Source organism: Paenibacillus glacialis (assembly GCF_001637205.1).
GTDB lineage: Bacteria > Bacillota > Bacilli > Paenibacillales > Paenibacillaceae > Paenibacillus_AQ > Paenibacillus_AQ glacialis.
In genome coordinates, this window is sequence record NZ_LVJH01000007.1 from 134,173 (window position 1) to 156,298 (window position 22,126).

At 40.2% G+C, this 22,126-nt stretch carries 23 protein-coding genes and 1 riboswitch; all 23 genes read left to right on the forward strand.

Features of this window, described 5'->3' with window-relative positions; translation table 11 throughout:
• Positions 1-120 precede the first annotated feature (120 nt).
• The 23 genes from PGLA_RS06030 to PGLA_RS06140 all read left to right on the forward strand — a co-directional run bounded on the left by PGLA_RS06030 (position 121) and on the right by PGLA_RS06140 (position 22,125).
• Complete coding sequence (locus PGLA_RS06030; RefSeq protein ID WP_068530235.1) at positions 121-768, forward strand: stage V sporulation protein AA; 648 nt, start codon at positions 121-123, stop codon at positions 766-768.
• On the forward strand, positions 768-1,187 hold the full coding sequence (locus PGLA_RS06035; RefSeq protein ID WP_145939507.1) for a stage V sporulation protein AB: 420 nt from the start codon (positions 768-770) through the stop codon (positions 1,185-1,187). Before PGLA_RS06030 ends, PGLA_RS06035 begins: the two co-directional genes overlap by 1 nt.
• A 24-nt stretch (positions 1,188-1,211) precedes the next feature.
• Entirely contained in the window at positions 1,212-2,810 is a 1,599-nt protein-coding gene (locus PGLA_RS06040; RefSeq protein ID WP_068530242.1) for a spore germination protein, read from the forward strand.
• A 125-nt stretch (positions 2,811-2,935) separates the two neighbouring features.
• Positions 2,936-4,267: a diaminopimelate decarboxylase gene (gene lysA, locus PGLA_RS06045; protein ID WP_068530245.1), complete on the forward strand. Its 1,332-nt coding sequence runs from the start codon at positions 2,936-2,938 to the stop codon at positions 4,265-4,267.
• A gap of 226 nt (positions 4,268-4,493) precedes the next feature.
• Positions 4,494-4,931: a peptidylprolyl isomerase gene (locus tag PGLA_RS06050; RefSeq protein WP_068530251.1), complete on the forward strand. Its 438-nt coding sequence runs from the start codon at positions 4,494-4,496 to the stop codon at positions 4,929-4,931.
• Positions 4,932-5,191: 260 nt separating this feature from the next.
• A riboswitch (FMN riboswitch) is annotated at positions 5,192-5,366 on the forward strand.
• Between the two features lie 289 nt (positions 5,367-5,655).
• A complete protein-coding gene (gene ribD / locus PGLA_RS06055; protein ID WP_068531309.1) occupies positions 5,656-6,753 on the forward strand; it encodes a bifunctional diaminohydroxyphosphoribosylaminopyrimidine deaminase/5-amino-6-(5-phosphoribosylamino)uracil reductase RibD in 1,098 nt (365 codons plus the stop codon).
• 29 nt (positions 6,754-6,782) lie between these two features.
• Positions 6,783-7,448: a riboflavin synthase gene (gene ribE / locus PGLA_RS06060; protein ID WP_068530255.1), complete on the forward strand. Its 666-nt coding sequence runs from the start codon at positions 6,783-6,785 to the stop codon at positions 7,446-7,448.
• Between the two features lie 301 nt (positions 7,449-7,749).
• Positions 7,750-8,991, forward strand: coding sequence for a bifunctional 3,4-dihydroxy-2-butanone-4-phosphate synthase/GTP cyclohydrolase II (locus PGLA_RS06065; protein WP_068530259.1), 1,242 nt, complete (start codon positions 7,750-7,752; stop codon positions 8,989-8,991).
• 27 nt (positions 8,992-9,018) lie between these two features.
• Positions 9,019-9,486, forward strand: coding sequence for a 6,7-dimethyl-8-ribityllumazine synthase (gene ribH, locus PGLA_RS06070; protein WP_068530261.1), 468 nt, complete (start codon positions 9,019-9,021; stop codon positions 9,484-9,486).
• Between the two features lie 69 nt (positions 9,487-9,555).
• Positions 9,556-10,347: a segregation/condensation protein A gene (locus PGLA_RS06075; RefSeq protein WP_068530264.1), complete on the forward strand. Its 792-nt coding sequence runs from the start codon at positions 9,556-9,558 to the stop codon at positions 10,345-10,347.
• The gene (gene scpB / locus PGLA_RS06080; protein WP_068530266.1) at positions 10,316-10,918 is read left to right on the forward strand and encodes an SMC-Scp complex subunit ScpB; all 603 of its coding nucleotides are present in this window, start codon (positions 10,316-10,318) and stop codon (positions 10,916-10,918) included. Before PGLA_RS06075 ends, scpB begins: the two co-directional genes overlap by 32 nt.
• A 145-nt stretch (positions 10,919-11,063) precedes the next feature.
• Positions 11,064-11,750: a DUF2953 domain-containing protein gene (locus tag PGLA_RS06085; RefSeq protein ID WP_084410786.1), complete on the forward strand. Its 687-nt coding sequence runs from the start codon at positions 11,064-11,066 to the stop codon at positions 11,748-11,750.
• 340 nt (positions 11,751-12,090) lie between these two features.
• A complete protein-coding gene (locus PGLA_RS06090) occupies positions 12,091-13,245 on the forward strand; it encodes an S-layer homology domain-containing protein (RefSeq protein WP_068530272.1) in 1,155 nt (384 codons plus the stop codon).
• A gap of 176 nt (positions 13,246-13,421) precedes the next feature.
• The gene (gene ytfJ / locus PGLA_RS06095; protein ID WP_068530275.1) at positions 13,422-13,901 is read left to right on the forward strand and encodes a GerW family sporulation protein; all 480 of its coding nucleotides are present in this window, start codon (positions 13,422-13,424) and stop codon (positions 13,899-13,901) included.
• Between the two features lie 145 nt (positions 13,902-14,046).
• Positions 14,047-15,219, forward strand: coding sequence for a D-alanyl-D-alanine carboxypeptidase family protein (locus PGLA_RS06100; protein WP_068530278.1), 1,173 nt, complete (start codon positions 14,047-14,049; stop codon positions 15,217-15,219).
• A 52-nt stretch (positions 15,220-15,271) separates the two neighbouring features.
• Positions 15,272-15,907 carry a nucleoside recognition domain-containing protein gene (locus tag PGLA_RS06105; protein ID WP_068530281.1) on the forward strand — a complete coding sequence of 212 codons (636 nt, stop codon included), beginning with the start codon at positions 15,272-15,274 and terminating at the stop codon, positions 15,905-15,907.
• A gap of 6 nt (positions 15,908-15,913) precedes the next feature.
• Complete coding sequence (locus PGLA_RS06110; RefSeq protein ID WP_068530285.1) at positions 15,914-16,447, forward strand: spore maturation protein; 534 nt, start codon at positions 15,914-15,916, stop codon at positions 16,445-16,447.
• 107 nt (positions 16,448-16,554) lie between these two features.
• A complete protein-coding gene (locus tag PGLA_RS06115; protein WP_068530288.1) occupies positions 16,555-16,896 on the forward strand; it encodes a hypothetical protein in 342 nt (113 codons plus the stop codon).
• Between the two features lie 20 nt (positions 16,897-16,916).
• Positions 16,917-17,657 (forward strand): pseudouridine synthase, encoded by a 741-nt coding sequence (locus PGLA_RS06120; protein WP_068530291.1) that lies wholly within the window; start codon positions 16,917-16,919, stop codon positions 17,655-17,657.
• A 125-nt stretch (positions 17,658-17,782) separates the two neighbouring features.
• Complete coding sequence (locus PGLA_RS06125) at positions 17,783-18,310, forward strand: redoxin domain-containing protein (RefSeq protein ID WP_068530293.1); 528 nt, start codon at positions 17,783-17,785, stop codon at positions 18,308-18,310.
• Positions 18,307-19,998 carry a cytochrome c biogenesis protein ResB gene (gene resB, locus PGLA_RS06130; protein WP_068530296.1) on the forward strand — a complete coding sequence of 564 codons (1,692 nt, stop codon included), beginning with the start codon at positions 18,307-18,309 and terminating at the stop codon, positions 19,996-19,998. The genes PGLA_RS06125 and resB overlap by 4 nt, the downstream gene beginning before the upstream one ends.
• Positions 19,995-21,230, forward strand: coding sequence for a cytochrome c biogenesis protein CcsA (gene ccsA / locus PGLA_RS06135; RefSeq protein ID WP_068530299.1), 1,236 nt, complete (start codon positions 19,995-19,997; stop codon positions 21,228-21,230). The genes resB and ccsA overlap by 4 nt, the downstream gene beginning before the upstream one ends.
• A 178-nt stretch (positions 21,231-21,408) precedes the next feature.
• Positions 21,409-22,125: a response regulator transcription factor gene (locus PGLA_RS06140; protein WP_068530302.1), complete on the forward strand. Its 717-nt coding sequence runs from the start codon at positions 21,409-21,411 to the stop codon at positions 22,123-22,125.
• Position 22,126 lies beyond the last annotated feature (1 nt).

Sequence of the window (22,126 nt, forward strand, 5' to 3'; positions counted from 1 at the left end):
GCTTTTTTTTTGTTGAGACGAAGTTGATTATAAAGTATGCACATTATCCTTTTGTCTTGACTAAAAAACACAGTTATTTACCATACTAACGATAATTTAGCAGAATAGGAGTGATTCGTTATGGCACAGGTTTCCACTCCCACGGTTTATCTTCAACTCAAAAAGCGTGTCCAAATACCTCGGGGTAAGATGATAAAACTTGGAGATATCGCTCATATTTTGAGTGAACCAGAGTGGGAAGAGGAGTTATTCAGCCTAGAATTAGCTCTTCCTCTTCAAAAAGATGGAAACATGCTTGTGATGGATTTGATGCAAATCATTCCACAGATTAAGAAAGTAATACCGAAAGTGTTTATCGAATCGATTGGACTTCAACAGGTCATTGTTGAAATTGTTGGAAATCCAAAGAAACCTTCCATTCCTCTGTTCTTACTTGTGTGGTTATTGTTGTTTTTTGGTTCCGCACTTACGATTATGAATTTTCATGCGGACGTGAACATGATGGAAGTACAAATTAGGGTTGTCGAGATGATCACTGGTAAACGAGATGAACATCCATATCTTTTTCAAACCGCCTATTCGATAGGGATAGGATTCGGTATGGTTGTGTTTTTCAATCATCTTTTTAAGAAGAAATGGAATGAGGAACCTACGCCACTAGAAGTTGAAATGTTTCTGTATCAGGAGAACATTGATCAATTCGTAGTTGCTGAAGAGTATAAAAGAATCGGAACGAAACATCAGAAACAAGATGACAGTCCATTATGATGATAATGACTTGGACTGTAGAAATACTATTAGGTATCGCGGGAGGAATCGCTGTCGGAAGTGGAGTCATTGCATTTATTCTGGTCCTTGATATCGTACCTAGGCTCGCGCAACTTACCAATTCGTATAACAAAGTACATTGGTATGAAGGGGCAATGATCGTAGGGTCTTTAGTAGGAACGGTATGTGATTTCTGGAATTGGAAAGGTTCATTTAATCCGCTTATTGGGTTAATTATTGGATTGTTTTTTGGTGTATTCGTAGGTCTTCTTGCAGCGGCGTTAACAGAAGTGTTGAATGTGCTCCCTATCCTTGCTAAACGTCTCCATATGAAGAACTACTTGGTAGGTCTGTTAATGGCAATGATTTTTGGGAAAGTGGCGGGTTCACTTTTTGATTGGTATGTGTTTCGGAGATAGCTAGTATAGAAGGAGTGAGTCCATATGTCGATAGAAGCACCAACGGATCACGAAAATGAAAAAAAGGACGATGCAAGTCAACAACAACTTCAGGATAAGAGAGATAGTGAAATGTCTGATTCGATTGAAGAATCGATCATTTATTGGCAGGATGATGATAAATTCTCGGGGGAACTCAATCAAGTTAAAAAGGTGTTAAACGAGGTCATGGGGTTAGGCTCTTCTTTTGACGTTGTGTTTCGGGAAATGAACTTTGGTGGAATTGAAACTGGGATACTATTTATTAGTGGTTTTACATCCAGTCATATAATGACGGAAATTCTCATCAGATTGACCTTGCTTGATAAAGGCGAAGTCAGCTCAGATGCCATGAAGTCTTTCTTTGATAAATACATACCTCATATTCAAGTGGAAAAAGTGACGACATTAAGTGAAGGTATCAACAAGGTTCTTACAGGTATGAGTGCTTTCTTTATTGAAGGTGATAGCACTATAGTCATGATAGATACACGTGCGTATCCCTCACGTAACCCTGAAGAATCGTCCATCGAACGTGTGGTTAGGGGATCTAGAGATGGGTTTACAGAGACGTTGCTTACGAACGTGTCATTGGTACGACGTCGTATTAGAGACCCTGGACTGAAATACGAGATTGTTCAGGTAGGTAAAAGAACGCGGACGGATGTGTGTATTGCTTATATTGATGATATTGTCGATAAGATACAAGTAGATACCATTAGAGAGAAAATTAAAGCAGTGAATCTTGACGGTATACCTCTTGGAGATAAACAACTTGAGGAAGCCATAATTAATAAGGGATGGCACCCTTATCCATTGGTAAGATATTCAGAACGTCCAGATGTTGTTGCATCGCATATACTGGAGGGTAGAATTGTTTTATTCGTTGATACCTCACCAAGTGTCATGATTATGCCAACAACATTTTTTGATCTATGTCAGCATGCAGAAGAGAATCGACAAACTCCTTTTATCGGCACTTATTTGCGGTGGGTAAGGTTTCTAGGTATCTTATTCTCCATGTTCCTACTTCCACTATGGATGTTACTTGTTCTGAACCCCGAACTGAAACCGGCTGCTTTGGGGTTTATTGGTCCAGATAAGATAGGGAAAATCCCTCTAATTGGCCAGTTTCTTATGGTGGAATTTGGTGTGGATTTGCTCCGACTTGCTGCCGTTCATACCCCAACTTCAATCGCATCAGCCATGGGTTTGATTGCAGCTATTCTAGTAGGGGATACTGCAGTTAAAGCAGGTCTATTTGTCAATGAAGTCGTGTTATATATGGCAATTGCTGCGATTGGAATGTTTGCTACACCAAGTTATGAACTGGGTCTCGCTAATCGGATCGTTCGGCTTGTTTTACTTGTTGCAGTGGCCATTTTTCATGTACCGGGATTTGTGATTGGTACGACGTTGCTTGTTCTCTTATTGACGTTGCATAGATCGTACAACTCTTCATATTTATGGCCATTTATACCTTTTAATGCAAAGGCAATGGCCGAAATTTTGTTCCGTATGCCAGTGTTGGCGAATAAGAAACGCCCTTCTTTCAATAAACCGAGGGATAATACACGAATGCCACCCCAAGAAGGTAATGAATAATCCACGGAGATTAATACAAATGATCTGCAAATTAATCCATTTACTCTTATTTCAGGAGTCTGATATACTGATGAAAACTCAGATGGAAAAATTTATTATTCCATAAAAAGTGGAGGATTGCAGAAATGTTCTTACATGGTACAAGTAAAATAAATGCAAATGGACATTTGGAAATTGGTGGTTGTGATGTTGTAAATCTTAAAGCAAAATTTGGTACACCACTTTATATCGTTGATGAGCAATTGGTCCGGAATCGCTGTAAAGAATATGTTGAAGCATTTAAGGCATCGGGTCTTCAATTTCAGGTGGCTTATGCAAGTAAGGCGTTTTGTGTGATGGCAATGTGTATGGTAGTAGAGCAAGAAGGAATGTCTTTGGATGTCGTATCTGAGGGTGAATTATTTACAGCACTACAGGCAAGATTTCCTGCTGATCGTATTCATTTCCATGGAAATAACAAAACACCGGAAGAGATCGAAATGGCGATCGATGCAGGAATTGGCTGCTTTGTAGTCGATAATTTGATTGAGTTGCACTTGTTGCAAGCCATTGCACTTGAGAAGAACGCGCGTGTTAAAGTTCTCCTTCGTGTTACTCCAGGTGTTGAAGCACATACACATGAATATATTTCTACAGGACAGACGGATTCCAAGTTCGGGTTCGATATTGGAAATGGTTCAGCTTTTGTAGGTGTAGAGACAGCTTCTAAACAATCGAATATTGAATTACTTGGTGTTCATTCCCATATTGGATCTCAAATCTTTGAGGTAGAAGGATTCCAAATGGCTGTTCAAAAAGTAGCTGAATTTGCTAAGGGTGTAAAACAACAACTTGGGGTTGAATTTAAAGTAGTCAATCTTGGCGGTGGATTTGGTATCCGTTATGTTAATGGTGATACACCACTACAAGTCTCCCAATATGTTAAAGCAATCACAGACGCGGTTAAAGAACACTTTGCAGGTATCTCTAATCAGTTGCCTGAGATTTGGGTAGAACCAGGGCGTAGTATCGTTGGGGACGCGGGAACAACCTTGTATACCGTCGGTACTCAAAAGAATATTCCAGGGGTTCGCAAATATGTTGCTGTTGATGGTGGAATGACGGATAATCCTCGTCCAGCTTTGTACCAATCACAATATGAAGCTGTACTAGCTAATCGGGCAAATGATGCTGAGGAAGAGATCGTCTCCATTGCAGGTAAATGTTGCGAAAGTGGTGACATGTTGATCTGGGATGTTAAACTTCCTGAAGTTGAAAGTGGAGATTTATTAGCCGTGTCTTGTACTGGAGCGTATAACTATTCAATGGCGAACAATTATAATCGTATTCGTCGTCCAGGTGTTGTTTTCGTTAAGGACGGAGAAAGTGACCTGGTCGTGAAGCGTGAAAGCTTCCAGAATATTGTTGGGAACGATCTTATTCCTGAGCGTATTCGTAAGCAAGCGGTGTTGAAATAAATTTGAGAATGAATTGTTGTACATGACAGAGATAGTTAAAGATAAGGGATTAATCCTTGTATATTAACACAAGGATTGATCCCTTTGTTTAGGATGTCCTTGTTTCTTTTGCTTTAAGGTAATGTTTCATAGTAAACTATAGGATGTCTGTAACGATTGCAAGGAATGATTTACCTAGCCTTGAGTTTAAATGTAATCACATCATATTTGAAGGAGATGGATAATTATGAAAAAAGGTACAATTGAATTGGAAAATGGTGGCGTAGTTGAAATCGAGTTTTTACCAGAAGAAGCACCAAACACAGTAGCTAACTTTGAAAAATTGGCTAATAGCGGATACTATAACGGTCTAAGTTTTCACCGTGTAATCCCTAACTTTGTTGCACAGGGTGGATGCCCAACTGGAAATGGTACGGGTGGACCAGGATATACGATCAAATGTGAAGCGTCTAGCAACACAACAAAACACGCTAGAGGCGTATTGTCTATGGCTCATGCAGGTAGAGATACTGGTGGTAGCCAATTCTTTATCGTGTATGCTCCACAACCACACTTAGATGGTGTTCATACTGTATTTGGTAAAGTGACAAGTGGAATTGAACTTGTAGACAGTATCAAAGCAAATGATAAAATGAAAGAAGTAAAAGTTTGGGACGAAGCGTAAGAATATCATATTTCATAAAAAAGCTAATCTCTTAGGGGATTAGCTTTTTTTGAAATATAAGAAAGTATAAGTTTAACTTGATACTCTACTTCTTATATTTCCGAAGAAACGGATACCCGGTCCTTAAGAGACGGTGTAGCCGTTTCTCCTTGTGGCGTTTAATGTATTGGAACAAGTTATGATGATCTCAATAATTTACTACTCTTGTTTTTTTGATTTTTTGATGTTAATATTCGTACATAAATACAATTTCATATTGATTTATCCTTCGGGGTTGGGTGAAATTCCCTACCGGCGGTGATGTCTTTTCGTTAATAGCATACCTATGCACACGATTAGACTTAGTCCGTGACCCGGACGCTTATGTATGTAGCGTACGGTGGACCTGGTGCAATTCCGGGACCGACAGTAAAGTCTGGATGGGAGAAGGAGAGCAGCTTACGTAAATCACTTTAAGTGATCGCGAAAGCGTTCAAAGATAAAACACAAAAGTATGTGATGGCTTTCACAATATTTCCGCAAGCAAATTTTTATACATTTGCAGTGGTCTATTTGGGTAATTATCCATTGACTTTTTCTTTGTGTATTCTTATGTGACTCTCAATATTCCAACCCCTTAACGGATGAGTATCTATCATCAGGTAAGGGGTTTTTCTGTATGCTGTGTATTCATGGCAAAGGTTCGCGAAAAAAAGGTTCGTTGAAGGCGGAGGTGAATGAGATATTGGAAATCATGAACGATGAGTTTTATATGGCGCTCGCGCTAGATATGGCTGAACGAGCTCAGGGGCAGACGCATATCAATCCTGTTGTAGGATGTGTAGTCGTAAAGGATGGAGTCTTAGTCGGTCTGGGAACGCATTTAGAGCGTGGTACCGCACATGCAGAAGTTCATGCCTTAAATATGGCCAGTGAGAAGTCCTTTGGAAGCACTGTCTATGTTACCTTGGAACCTTGCAGTCATTATGGTACGACACCACCCTGTAGTGAACGTCTGATTAAAGAAGGAGTCAAGCGGGTTGTGGTTGCATGCGAAGACCCTAATTCCCAAGTTGCTGGTAAGGGGATTGCGATGCTACGAGAGCAAGGGATTGAAGTTGATGTCGGATTACTACAAGAGCGAGCGTTGAAGCTCAATGAGAAATTCATCAAGTATATCACGACAGGAATTCCATACGTCACATTGAAGACTGCCAGTACGTTGGATGGCAAAATAGCATCCAAAACAGGAGATAGTCAATGGGTTTCTAACGAATTGGCACGTGAACAGGTGCATACATTGCGACACCGTCATCAAGGAATTATGGTTGGGGTGGAGACGGTTGTGATGGATAATCCACATTTGACTACGCGTCTTTCAGTGGAAGGATTGAGTCCAATTCGCATTATTGTGGATTCCAAACTACGCATCCCATTAGAGTCCAATGTTGTACGTGATGGATTAGCTCAGTCTATTATCTTGACTACAGAACAGATGGATGTTTCTAAGAAAGAGCAGCTTCATGAAGCTGGTGTGACCGTGATATCTTGCGGCGATGGGCCGCGTGTAAATCTATCACTAGCTCTGAAAAAGTTGGGTGCCATGCAAATAGGTTCGATTCTTCTAGAGGGCGGCGGAACTTTAAATGGATCGATGTTAGAAGCTAAGCTTATTGATCGAATCTTGATTTATTTAGCACCCAAAATTATAGGAGGCATTAACGCACCGAGTAGTTTCTCTTTTGAGGGAAGTGAATGGATGAAGGATGCGGTTAGATTAGAATCGTTGGAAGTAGAGCAATTGGGAGATAATCTGTGCATTAGTGGCATACCTGTGTGGTGACCTAATTTACTTGAAATGCGGTGATATTGATGTTTACAGGGTTAGTTGAGGAAATAGGCACGCTACGAGGGATTACTCGGAATGGTGAAGCGATGGTACTGCACATCACAGCGTCAACCATTATGAGTGATTTGAAGATAGGAGATAGTGTTGCAATTAATGGTGTATGCCTCACAGCAACCTCATTAGATTCACACTCCTTTGCAGCTGACGTCATGCCAGAAACTTTTCGAAAATCGAATCTGAAGGATCTTCAGACGGGTAGTAAAGTGAATCTAGAGCGGGCAATGATCGCTAATGGACGTTTTGGTGGACACATCGTGCAAGGACATGTGGATGGGATCGGTCGAATACAACATGTCACTAGGAATCAGAATGCTGTAGTGTATGAAATTAAACCTATAAGCCAGAATATATTCAAATATATTATTCCCAAGGGCTCGATAACACTGGATGGAATAAGCCTGACAGTGGTTCAAGTCAAAGAAAGTACATTCGAAGTATCCGTCATACCACATACGCTAGAACAGACAGTTCTTAATCATAAACGTGCAGGCGACACCGTGAATATTGAATGCGATGTGCTTGGAAAATACGTAGAGCATTTGCTCCAGTATGGTTCGACTAAACAGCAAGATAGTGGGAAGCCTTCGGGTATAGATATGGAATATCTAGCCCGAAACGGATTTGCGTGACGCTTGATAACTGGCATTACACCATAGTGAGTATTTGCAGAAAATAATGGGTTAAATGCGAAGTAGCGAAGAGGACGGAATTGTCGTGGAGAAGCGATAGCGCTCGCCTACAAGTTTTCCGTAGGAAAGCTACGTCGAAAGCATATGCTTGCCCTCGGATTTCAACCGCGATACGCGGTATATAATCAAGAAATCGGAGGGCAACAGCGATCGAAAGGACAATCCGTTATCGTAGCGGTGAAGTAACGCTTCAAAGTAACGCTTCAAAGTAACTCTTCAAAACTTTTAGGAGGAAACGATCATGGAGAAAGAAATCAATTTTGATCCTATTGAAGAAGCCATATATGATCTGATGCGAGGTAAGGTGATTATCGTCGTAGATGATGAGGATCGTGAGAATGAAGGGGATTTTATAGCGCTAGCTGAAAAGGCCAGCCCAGATGTTATTAACTTTATGATTACTCAAGGCCGAGGATTGGTTTGTTTACCAATCACCCAAGAACGAGCGGATGAACTTGATCTGAGACCGATGGTTGCTCATAATACCGATAACCACGGAACTGCTTTTACGGTATCGATTGATCATAAAGATACAACAACGGGTATTTCTGCATATGAACGCTCCTTGACCATTAAGGCTATCATGGACCCGAATGCAACGAGTAGTGACTTTCGTAGACCGGGGCACATGTTCCCACTGATTGCGAAGAAGGGGGGGGCCCTTCGCCGAGCAGGCCATACGGAAGCAGCTGTAGATTTAGCTCGGATGTGTGGTTCTTATCCAGCAGCAGTCATTTGTGAGATCATTAAGGAAGACGGAACGATGGCACGACTGCCTGATCTATACGAGATTGCTCGTAAACAGGAATTAAAATTAATCAGCATTAAAGATTTGATCCATTATCGTAATGAAAAAGAAAGATTGGTTAGTCGAGAAGTCTCAGTGCGTATGCCAACGGATTATGGGGAGTTTCAAGTGATTGCTTACACGAATGAAGTGGATGATAAAGAGCATCTTGCATTGGTTAAAGGAGAGATTGATCCCAGTAAACCGTTACTCGTACGTGTACACTCTGAATGTTTGACAGGGGATGTATTTCACTCCCACCGTTGTGATTGTGGACCGCAATTTGCAGCAGCACTTCGACAGATTGATGAAGCTGGTAGTGGTGTTCTGCTCTATATGCGTCAAGAGGGCCGCGGTATTGGTCTTATTAACAAATTGAAAGCTTATAAACTACAAGAAGAGGGTCTGGACACGGTAGATGCAAATTTAAAACTGGGTTTTGCGGCAGACCTGCGAGATTACGGCATTGGAGCTCAGATTCTGAAAGATCTAGGTATACGTCATATTAGGCTGCTCACGAACAACCCGCGCAAGATTAAGGGGCTAGAAGGTTACGGATTAGAAGTTGTAGAGCGGGTACCTATTCAAATGCAAGAGAACGTAGATAACAGTCGCTATTTGCATACCAAGCAAGCTAAGCTTGGGCATTTAATGGAATTTGATGATATGGAACAGAACGAAGATTCAAACCAATAATATAATGAGAAGGGTAGATGATTTAGTATGACACAATATTTTGAAGGTAATTTAGTATCCGTAGGATTGAAATATGGGATTGTAGTAGGCCGCTTTAATGAATTTATCACAAGTAAATTACTTAACGGAGCGATTGATGCCCTGAAGCGTCATGGAGTACAAGAGGAAGAAATCGCTGTAGCATGGGTGCCGGGAGCTTTTGAAATTCCTCTTATTGCACAAAAGATGGCGGAAAGTGGTAAGTATGATGCTGTAATTACCTTGGGTACGGTTATTCGAGGTTCAACTTCCCATTATGACTACGTATGTAATGAAGTAGCTAAAGGAGTTGCAGCGATTAACCTGAAGAGTGGCATACCTATCATATTTGGTGTCGTCACGACAGAGAACATTGAACAGGCCATAGAACGCGCGGGAACGAAGGCTGGGAATAAAGGATATGATTCAGCAATCTCTGCAATTGAAATGGCAAACTTGACGAAACTGCTTAAATAGTGCTTATTTAATGTAGTACCCTTTTTATTGGGTACTACATTTTTATTATTTCTGGCGGGAGGATTTATCGTGTCTGTACAATATAAGCTGGAAACATTTGAAGGACCGCTGGATCTGCTGCTACACTTAATAGATAAAGCGGAAATCAACATCCAGGATATCCCCGTCACTGAGATTACGGAACAGTATATGGTTTATTTGCAGAATATGCAGGAACTCGAACTGGAAGTTACGAGTGAATTTCTTGTGATGGCAGCTACTTTATTATCTATTAAGAGCAAATTGTTGCTCCCTAAACCACCGATCATTGAGATGGATGATTTCGATTTCTATGAGGAGGATGATTATGATCCTCGGATGGATTTGGTGCAAAAGCTCATAGAATACCGTAAATACAAAGGGATTGCTCAACATCTCCATGAACGCGAATGGGAAAGAAGTCTTATTTTTTCGAAAGAACCGGAAGATTTGGCTTCATGGATGCCTACTGTAGCGGATAATCCTGTTCAGGGACTGCACACCGTAGATTTGGTTGCGGCTTTTCAGAAGGCATTACGTAAAGTGGTCAAGCGAAATTCCTATGCTCGAATCCATAGAGATGAAATATCTGTAAAAGATCGTATAAGGGATGTTGTGGAAGCTTTGAAACGTGGAGGAAAAGGCGGGAAAGTGCTGTTCTCTAAGTTACTACATGAGGATATGGTTCGCCATGAGATTGTGGTGACATTTCTGGCAATTCTAGAGCTAATGAAAATGAAACAAATTTTGTGTTATCAAGAAAGGCTGTTCGATGACATCGTCATGGAATGGAGAGGAGAAGAAGAATTACATGGAATACCCGATGTTGAAATCGATTATTGAAGGCCTGTTATTTCTAGCAGGAGATGAAGGACTAAGTGTTAAACAGATTGCAGAAATTGTAGAACAACGTAACGAGTTAGTCAGTGATGCATTGGAAGAGATGAAAGAAGATTTCATAAGTCAACAACGTGGACTTCAAATTATTCAGATTGCAGGGAGCTACCAGTTAGCTACACACCAAGAGCATGCTATGTATTTCGAACGATTAGCATATTCACCTTCTCGTGCCACATTATCTCAGGCAGCGCTTGAGACGTTGTCTATTGTAGCCTATCGGCAACCTATCACTCGTGTAGAGATCGAAGAGATTCGTGGAGTGAAATCAGAACGTGCCATTCATACTTTAGTTAATAAAGATCTTATAGAAGAGAAAGGCCGTGCAGAAGCGATTGGCCGCCCTATCCTTTATGGTACAACGAAAGCATTCTTAGATCATTTCGGATTGGCAGCACTTAAGGATTTACCTGAACCTTCTCTTTTCGAGAATAAGGACAACCTTGAAGAAGAGACTCAAATGTTATTTGATCGTTTGGATGGTCGTCAACTGACATTCGATGATGTCAAAGATTAGTTAATGCTATCATTCATAACACAACCGTCATTTCGTTTAGAAATGGCGGTTTTTGTTGTGTTTATCTTATTTGCCGAATTTTTTCCAAGTATAGTTGCCATACTAAGGACAGACGTTAATTTCAAACAGGCATGGGGGTTTACATGTGTGGATTTCAATAATAATTGTATTTGTTCTCGTGCTGCTCATTATTACTGTTCTTCTCTCTAAGATTAATATGGACATTAGGCTGAGTAAACAAGGGAAGAACGAAGAAGTTGTATTCAATGTTACGATGTTATATGGTTTGATTCGTTATCACTATGAGTTACCCATGTTGAAATTTGAGAATATGAAAAAAGGGTTAATCGTCAAAGTTGAAAAGAAAAAAAATGTCGGTATGGGTGCATCGAGAACGGATGACAGTGAAACACAAGTGAATAAACGTAAAATTGACTTTTGGATAAGAGAGATTCATGAAATTCTTGCAGCGACGGAATCATTTAAGATATGGATGAAACGTACGTTATCTCGACTCTCTATCGTAAAGTTTATGTGGTCTACGCATTTTAGTGTTGGCGATGCTGCAAGCACTGCAACCGCTACAGGCCTAGTATGGAGTGCGAAGGCATTCATTGTTGGTTGGTTATCACATCAGGTACAAATGAAGACTTATCCTCAATTGTTTGTCGTTCCTGTATTTGAAGACAGGCCTCAATTTACAAGTGAGATCTCTTGTAACGCACAGATATCATTTGGATACGCCTTATATGCAGGACTGGTTCTAATGATACGCGTGTTGAAGGTTAAGGGAGGCGTGAAGAAATGGAAGAACATCTTGTTTAAACGTTAATGGCAGATGGGAAGGTAGAATGGATAGGGGAATAGTGGTTACTGAATGTTATTTTGAAAAATATACATAAATAGGTTGTTTATTCGATTGAATCGTTGTTTAGACTTCAGAATGGTACTAAATCCTGTAACTTATAGTAAAGACACTGTTTATCATAACCAGTGTCTTTTTATATATCAAATGTGAACACATTAATCCTTCTCCCCCTCATAAAAGGTTAACTTTGCTTTCCTTTCAATATATAGATCGGATATAATACAAAATATGACTATTATCGACAACAAGAGAAGAATTATGAATTATTTATGATAGCATACAAATACATATGAGAAAGATGGTAATGAAAATGAAGAAAATCATGTTAGCTTTCACACTGGTCATGGCCTTAGCATTCAACGCTACTGCCGCTAATGCCCAAAGTACCAAATTCACGGACGTAACTGACGCTAAACATGCGTGGGCTGTTGAATCAATCAACTATATGACAGGCCAAGGTATCATCAAAGGCTACTCAGATGGAACCTTCAAGCCTGATCAAGGAGTCACTAAAGCGGAGTTCGTAAGTATGTACGCTCGACTGTTTGACAAGTACATGCCAAACAAATCCGGGAGTGACTGGGATATAAAAAAATTTGAAGACGTTCCCTCTAGCAACTTTGCTTACAAATATATAAATAATGTTGTTTCTACTGGATTATGGGGTACTTACACCCAATCTTATAAAAATAAAGTGACTACGTACAAGTTCTTCCCCAACACCAAGTTAACTAGAATCGGTGCGGTTAAGCTCTTACCGACAATCTACGAAGAAGCTAGGGACGACGAAGCATACCGTATTATAAAAGAGAATATAGACGATATTAGGATCATTGAAGCAGAACAAGGCTATGCAGATGATGATCGCTATGACCATACAGTCGATCAAACAAACGCTTTATACCCTCTCTTCGCTGATAACGGATTTTTCGATGGTGATAACTCAGCTATATTGGGACCTCAGATCGCAGGCCTGCATAATTCAGGGGTGTTGACAGCTTATCAGGGGAAATTTCACCCAAAACAAATCCTGACAAGAGCTGAAGCCGCAACCACACTATACCGCTTATTTAACCAATTGAAAGATAAAGGAACGCTGCCAGAATATTCTTCTCGGCACGTAAACACAGCTGAACAAAATGCAGAGCTTGCAACGAAAAAAGAGAATTTGAAAAACATGAAATCTGAAAGGATTGTTTTAAACAGCAAGTGGTCAAAAGTAGATGTGAAAAAAAGATTTATAGCGGAGGACCCTCAATACAGGGAAATTCAAGGGAAAATAAAAATATTGGAAAGATTAAAAAGGGAATTTCCTGATCATGACATAGCAGAGGAACTTATGAGGTACAAAAAAGAACTTGCTGCAATGGAGGAAGAGGTAGATAAGGAAATACTTCTAATTACTACCGAACTAGAGGAGATTAATTCAAAGATAAGTGAATTGAGTTATATCAAATAGACAGAAGTGTCGAATGATTCATCAATACTAAAAAGGACTCTCTATTGAGGGTCCTTTTACTTGTTGTCCTTTATCTCCTTACTTTATGGGGACCGTACATACTCCTCCTCCATAATGCGCATAATACAAAAAGCGAAGGAAAGTCCTTATTATTATCGCACTAAGGAGGAAATAACATGTCTGATCATCCTATTCAAGGGTTAATGCAGACGGCAATGGAGAACATTAAAGGAATGGTGGATGTGAACACGATTGTGGGTGATCCTGTTCAGACACCTGATGGTAGTGTGATTCTGCCGATTAGCAAAGTTGCTTTCGGATTTGCTGCTGGTGGTAGTGATTTTCGCATTGAGGGTTCAACCAAGAATTCTGGTACAAATGATCAACAAGATAAAAAAATTCTCCCATTTGGAGGAGGTACGGGTGGTGGAGTATCCATTCGTCCTATCGCTTTTCTTGTAGTAGGTAAAGATGGCGTGTATATCTTACCACTTGATTGTCAGACACATATTTATGAAAAAATGATTGATACCGTACCGTATGTGATGGAGAAGATTCAAGAAATGTGTCAGAAAAATTCAAATAAACAAAATAAAGCAAATGGTTTCTCTACTACTGCATCTGCCGGGGATAAATCAGATAACATTGTGTTTTAAAGAAGAAGACGCCCCCTTCCGATTGACAACGGAAGGGGTTTTTCGTTTTACGTAAATGTTATGAATTAATGAAGGACATACCTGTTTATAGCCAAGCATATACTTGTACTAGAACCCCAAGAATTCGCTGGAGGACAAGAACAACATGAACAATAAGATTAAATTCGGAAATCTTCTAATGATATGTCTATGTGTATCCATTGGCTATGTGGTGCCTACTCATGCGAGACAAATGCAAAACGGTGTATCCACGCATGCTCAAGCAGCATCATTAATGGATGTTACCTCGGGTCGTGTGCTCTTCTCCAAACATGGTGATGATGAACTTCGTATCGCTAGCTTGACTAAAATTATGACAGCTATTGTGGCTATTGAACATGGACAGATGAATCAGCCAGTTAAAGTAAGTAAAAATGCCTATGCCAAAGAAGGCTCCTCTATATATTTGAAGTTGGGTGAGCAAATGGGTCTGGAGAATATGCTTTATGGACTCATGTTACGCTCGGGAAATGATGCAGCTACAGCCATAGCTGAACATGTAGGAGGTTCAGAAGAGGGATTTGTCTATTTAATGAATGCCAAAGCAGAGGAATTAGGACTGAAGCATACTCACTTCATGAATCCTCATGGATTGGATGCAGAGGGACATTATTCTTCTGCAAATGACTTAGCAACATTGACCGCGTATGCCATGCATAATCCGATGTTCAAGGAAATTGTTAAGACTCCTGTAAAGAAAGTCCCTAACCCTAATGAAGCATGGGATTACAAATGGGATAATAAAAATAAGATGTTACGCTTTTATGATGGAGCGGATGGAGTGAAGACAGGTTATACAAAAAAGGCGTTTCGTTGCCTTGTTAGTTCAGCCACTAGAAATAATCAACAGCTTGTTAGTGTCACTATAAATGATGGTGATGACTGGAATGATCATGGGAAAATGCTTGATTACGGTTTTGCGTATTTTCCTCTTGTGAACTTGATACAACGAGGACAGAAGATTGAAGGACAGGAACTTGTTACAAGCCAGTCATTCTCTTATCCCGTAGCAGAAGGAGAAGAGGATGCGATTACGAAGCGACTTGTTTTACTGAAACCAGTGTCTAAGGATGTGGATATCTCTTTTGGATTAAAGGGTAGGATTGAATTTATATTTGAGGGGAAAAAGATTGGCAAAGTACCTGTTTATTCTCAGGGGAGCTTCCTTCCAGAGAACTCAAATCCGACTAAAGATGTCATGCAACAAGGGGCGAACAACCAGAGCAGTACATGGGTGTCTGTTATTGGTAAATTGTTAAAAGAAATGTTGGTCATTTAGATAAGAGAAATAGAATGGTATTTATCGAACGAAAAGTTGGGAGGTAACGGGGATGATCAACGCGATCTGGCTTGCATTAATAGTCATTGGTTTTGTATTTGCGGCCGTTTCAGGAAATATAGAGTCGGTAACGACAGCAGCATTTGATGGTGCAAAGACAGGAGTTACGGTCTGTTTTGGTCTCATCAGTGTCCTTGTATTCTGGATGGGCATGATGCGAATTGCGGAGGACTCTGGTCTTCTGAAAAAAATTGCAAAAGCATTAAATCCTATCGTCAGATTCTTATTTCCCGATGTCCCCCGTGATCATCCCGCAATTGGATATATTCTTTCGAATATGAGTGCTAATCTGCTTGGTCTAGGGAATGCAGCAACACCAATGGGCATTAAAGCGATGCAGGAACTTCAGACCCTTAATCCCGATAAAGAAGTTGCAAGCCCAGCCATGTGTACGTTACTTGCTCTAAATACCGCTAGTGTTACCCTGATTCCAACAACGCTTATCGCTATTCGAATTAATTACAATTCAGCTAGCCCAACTGAGATTGTCGGCACTACCTTGGTAGCTACAGCCATTGCTACAATGGCTGCTATCTTGGCCGATCGTTGGTGTAGAAGATGGAATCTTCATAGAGATCGTACACCACCGCGCAAAAGTATCTCTTCTAAGCCGAGCCTGAAAGGATGATTCTTTGTGTATGCACTCATTAATCTAATTTCTACTTGGGCAATACCAATCATTATTGTATTTATCCCCTTATTTGCGTTTACTAAAAAAGTACCTGTCTACGAATCCTTTATTGATGGAGCCAAAGACGGATTCTCGACAGCGGTTCAGATTATTCCTCATCTTGTTGGAATGATGGTGGCAATTAGTATATTTCGTGCATCAGGTGCACTTGATTTCTTTGTGGGTTGGACAGGTTCCTTTCTTACTTCTATAGGCGTTCCTAGCGAAATTCTGCCGTTAGGTCTTCTCCGTCCATTAACCGGAACGGGGTCGCTTGCGTTTGCTACAGATTTAATTCGAGTGTATGGACCCGATTCAATGATTGGGAGAATGGCATCTACAATACAAGGAAGTACTGATACGACGTTATATGTTCTTACTGTATATATGGGGGCTGTTGGTATTCGTAATGGACGGTATGCTCTTAAGGTAGGGCTATTCTCAGATGCGGTTGGTTTTGTCGCAGCAATAGCGGTATGTCTCATTTTCTTTGGATAACATCAAATTAATTATAAAAATACATAGTTAATGAAATTGCCTATACCAATAGGAAATATCCTTCATATTCTATACAAGCCAAGCGTCCCTTAGAATGAGGTGAGTATATGCCATATGAAGGTTTTATGATTCATCACTCTGCATGTTCATCGATGTACGAAAAAAGATATGATTTCTGGATAAGTTCCGACTCCTCCATCATTGTCTCTCCAGTACTAACTGATCTTGAATATATTCATATCTGTCTTGAAGGTCATTTCAATCAAGCCTATGAGTTGATGTCCCTTAGGGCGAAACAACAACTTTTCACGGCTAGTAAGCTGATTATGGAACTCTCCAGACAGTATGAAATTTCCCCTTTATATCTCCATCCTCATTCACAAATCTGTCCAGGTTCTCATTTTCCATGGAATGAACTTGTGATTTATCCTGCTGATGGGTATCATTAGCATGAGGTGAATTATCGAATATGGAAAGATTACAGAAAATATTAGCACAAGCTGGGATTGCTTCTCGACGTAAATGCGAGGATTTAATCGTAGCCGGTAAGGTGGAAGTTAACGGGGAAGTCGTAACTACACTAGGAACAAAGGCTGACCCCGACCAAGATATCATTACGGTAAGCGGTAGACCTATTCGTAATGAGAAGAAGGTTTATCTAGTTATGAACAAACCTAAGGGTGTTATTACTAGTGCATCTGACCCTGAAGGCCGTAAGATTGTTTCTGATTATTTAAGAGATATTAAAGAAAGAGTATATCCAGTGGGAAGACTTGATTATGACACTGAAGGTCTACTTCTACTCACAAATGATGGAGAGTTTGCTAATCTTCTTACGCATCCCAAACACCATGTGCCAAAAACATATATGGCGACAGTGAAAGGGGTGCCTCATGGTACTGAACTGGACAAGCTGAAGCAAGGAATTATGCTTGATGATGGGATGACATCTCCTGCTGATGTAGAGTACAAGGACATCGATACGGCGAAGAATGAAGCAACGATCTCTATTACGATTTATGAAGGGCGTAATCGCCAAGTTCGTAGAATGTTTGAAGCTATTTCACATCCAGTAATTAAATTGAAGAGAATCTCTTTTGGTGATCTGTTGCTTCAGAACCTTAAGCGAGGATTATTCCGCCATTTAACGAAAAATGAAATAGAAGATCTAATTAAATTGGCTAAATCTCCTAAATTACCGAAAAAATAAATAGCAAGACACATAAATTTCAAAATCTCTCGCCACATTTGTGACAATAATCGTTATAATTGTTCATAGGATGTTCACACTGCGTGAATTTATTATGATTATTGTCATAGAGGGAGGCTTTGAAATTGGGGAAATCCAGAAAAAAAGTCCAGATCGTTATTTTGCTTATGATTGTCATTCTAGGAGGGTATGCCATTATCTCTAACGTAAATGGATCGGGAGGCAAACCTGAGGTTGGAGATAAAGCACCCTCCTTTAATTTGTTAGGATTGGACGGTAGCGTTCATAACCTTGATGAATACAAGGGGAAGGCAATGGTTATTAATTTCTGGGGTACATGGTGTAAACCATGTGTCAAAGAGATGCCTGCACTTCAAGCGCAATCGGAGAAGTGGAAGGACAAGGATGTGGTTGTTATAGGTATTAATGCCGGTGAAGATGTTATGTCAGTTGATAATTTCGTGAAACAGGCCAATATTAGTTTTCCAATCCTGTTAGATCCCAACAAAGAAGCCATTCAGAGTTATGGGATTTCACCGTTACCTACAACGTTATTCGTAGCAGCAGATGGTAGAATAAAGAAAATTCATTTAGGGGAACTTGATTTAAGTACCTTGGATTATGAAATTGAACAGCTGGTGAGTAACCAATGATCCCAGATATATTGTCATTTAAGAATACAAAGTGTGAATGTGGCCATCAAAACCCAGTGGGAACGGTGCTTTGTGAAGCTTGTGGTAAACCCATAAGTAAGGAAGATCAAGAGTCTGACAAATTATTAGAGATGAGATATGACGGGATGGCCCGTCGCTCACAACGTAGCACCCCTAACATGATTGATCGTATTTGGAACTTTTTCAGCTCAGTAAAGATTGCCGTATATATGATTGTACTCACGTTGCTTGGTTCTATGTTCGGAACGATCTTTCCTCAAGAAAGTACGTTCTTAAACATTGATGCTGCAACATATTATCCTGAGACTTATGGGACCGCGGGTTTAATTTATTATAAGCTAGGCTTGTCACACACGTATGAGTCATGGTGGTTTGTCTTGCTTCTTGTGATGATTGGAGCTTCGCTTGTGATTTGTAGTCTGGATCGTGTATTGCCCTTATATAAGGCACTCTCGAAACGAAAGATTCGCAAACATATGCAATTCCTGACGCGTCAAAAAGTCGTATATCAGACACGGTTAGATGAAGATGAGGAAGTTTGGATTAACAACATAGTACCAGCGCTTAAAAAAAGGGGATACCGTGTACATACAGATGGAAGTGCATTACTTGCCGAGAAATATCGCTTCAGTCGTTGGGGGCCTTATATCCTTCATATTGGATTGATCATTTTCTTATTGGCAGTACTTGCACGAGGGCTTCCAGGTTTAAATATGGATCAACATTTAGCCTTTCCTGAAGGGGAAATCAAGCCTATTCCCAATACGTCTTTCTATTTAAAAAATGAGAAATTTACCGTAGAGTACTATACGGAAGATGACCTCCCTGAGGAATTTAAGGGAAAAGGGAAGATGCTTCCTAAGCTATTTCAGACTCAAGCAACGCTCTATGAATGTACTGCAGATTGTAAGGATCCTTCCAAGGAACCTCAGTTAGTTGAAGTAGACAGTCACCCGATTGAAGTCAATGATCCTTTAAATTATAAGGGACTTAAGGCATATCAATTTGATTTTGATACAAACCCGATATTGAGATCGGTTACACCTTCTTTAATTGAGAAGAAGACCGGTAAGGATATAGGGCAGTTCAAGCTGGATATTCGAAATCCTGAGCGCACTTATCAAGTGGGAGAGTACACACTTAATCTGGTAGAGAAGTATATGGATTTTGGAATGAATGATCTAGGTGAGCCTGTTTCTATATCACCTAATCCGAATGCGCCATCATTTCTTTTTTTGATCAAGGGTCCGAATCTACCGGCGGAAGGTGTTCAATACTTTTATTTTCCTAAGCAGATTGATAAACAACGATTTCAACAGGACATCATCAATGAAAAGTTAGCTGGCGCATATAATTTGTTCGAACTGGATGTAGATGGGATGAGTAACGTGGACTTTTCGATGTCCACAACCTATTTAAACATTCGGGTAGATAAAGTTATGCCATTTGTATGGCTGGGTTCAGCCATTGGTATGCTTGGTCTTGTCATGGGGTTCTACTGGCAACATCGTCGTATATGGATACGCATCGATGAAGGTGATTTGACTCTTGCTGCCCACACTAACAAGAATTGGTTCGGCATCCGGAAGGAAATTACTGTAGTACTACAAAAGGTGAATATGGAAGTGGACGAAAAGTCTCTAGATAACGGAGGAAACCAAGTATGAAATTATTAGATTTTAGTAGCATGTTTTTTACTATTGCGTTCTTGGTCTACTGTGTGGCTTTTATCTTGTATGGAGTTGCCGTTATGGGACGTGTTTGGAGAAATCGTGATCCCGAGCAACATATGAAGAAATGGGGAAGGCTCTCCTTCTTGGTGTCCACGTTAGGACTTGTCGCTCATTTGATCTACTTCTTCACCCGCTGGGCTGGTGCAGGGCATATTCCAGTTAGTAATATGTTTGAGTTTATGAGCACGCTGTCTATGATGATTATCATCGCATTCACCGTTATATTTATCATATATAGAAAGACACTTTTGGGACTCTTCGCTGTTCCAATTGCTATTATTATTATGGCGTATGCAGCTGTTTTCCCTCAGGAAGCTCAACCGCTGATTCCTTCATTACAGTCTTGGTGGTTGCAAGTTCATGTAACGATGGCAGCATTGGGTGAATCATTTTTTGCCATTGGTTTTGCTGCTGGATTTATGTATCTGCTACGTACGGTAGATTTCAATAGCAAGGAAAAAAGTGATCGACGACAACAACGTGGCGTGGAGTTTACACTACTTTCCATCGTAGTTGTTATTGGATTTATTGCTTCAGTGTATGCTTTCCGTGTAGGTGGATATGAATCCGTATTCACACAAGAACAAGAATCAAAGGTTTCACGAGTCGAGTATAAATTACCGCCAATCGTTGCACCTTATCAAAGTAAGGTGGAAAGCTTCCAATCCTTCTTGGGAATGAAAGAACCATTATTTGAGGCACCATCATGGATGGTTGGTATTAATGCAGGTAGAAAATTGAATACCATTATATGGTCAGTATTAGCAGGTCTCATTCTTTATGCACTCATTCGTCTTATCCTTCGCAAACCGCTTGGTCGGGCAATACATCCTTTGTTAAAAGGGCTTGATGCCGACGATCTTGACGAAATTACTTATCGGTCTATCGCCATAGGTTTTCCCATTTTCACTTTAGGAGCACTTATTTTTGCAATGATGTGGGCTCAAATCGCTTGGGGTCGCTTCTGGGGATGGGATCCGAAAGAAGTATGGGCACTTATCACGTGGTTATTCTATAGTGTATATTTACATTTGAGATTATCTCGTGGATGGCAAGGAAAGAAATCTGCTTGGCTTGCAGTTCTAGGATTTATGATCGTTATGTTTACATTGGTAGGTGTTAATTTAGTTATAGCGGGTCTACACTCATATGCAGGCACGAATTAAGTTGAAGTTACAAATTATGTCTAATTCGACAATCCGTTTCACATTTGATGTTGAATGTTGAAACGGATTTTCGTTATAATTGATCTTTAGGAGAACAATTTTTTGTATTACATAGTCTATCTATCCGAGAATCGGGCTTTCACTGGTCCTACGTAGGATAATTAAGGGGTTGTTGATGATGTCAGAGGAATTGAATCGGATATTGATAGTTGATGATGAAGAACGAATCAGACGGTTACTTAAAATGTATTTAGAAAAAGAAGGTTATGTGATTGATGAAGCTGAAGATGGAGAGATTGCACTTCAGAAAGCGACATCGAATGATTACGGTTTAGTTATTTTGGATCTTATGCTTCCGGGTATGGATGGCGTTGAAGTATGCACTCGTCTTAGACAAGTGAAATCGACTCCGATCCTGATGCTTACGGCAAAAGGAGAAGAAATTAACCGAGTGCAAGGCTTTGAGGTTGGAGCAGATGATTATGTGGTAAAACCATTTAGTCCGCGAGAAGTCATTTATCGGGTTAAAGCAATTTTGCGACGATCTTCAACGACTTCCTATTTATCTAAGGAAGGGAACTCTAGTAACGATATTGTATTTCCCCACTTGGTTATCGAACATGATGCTCATCGCGTTACAGCCAGTGGTGAAGAGGTCAGTCTCACGCCTAAGGAATATGAGCTGTTACACTATTTGGCCACTTCTCCAGACAAAGTATTTTCAAGAGAAGAGCTTTTAAAAGATGTATGGAATTATGAGTTTTTCGGAGATTTACGTACCGTAGATACGCATGTTAAACGTTTAAGAGAGAAATTAAATAAAGTATCTCCAGAGTCAGCGACGATGATTACGACGGTATGGGGTGTAGGTTACAAGTTAGAGGTCTCGAAATAAC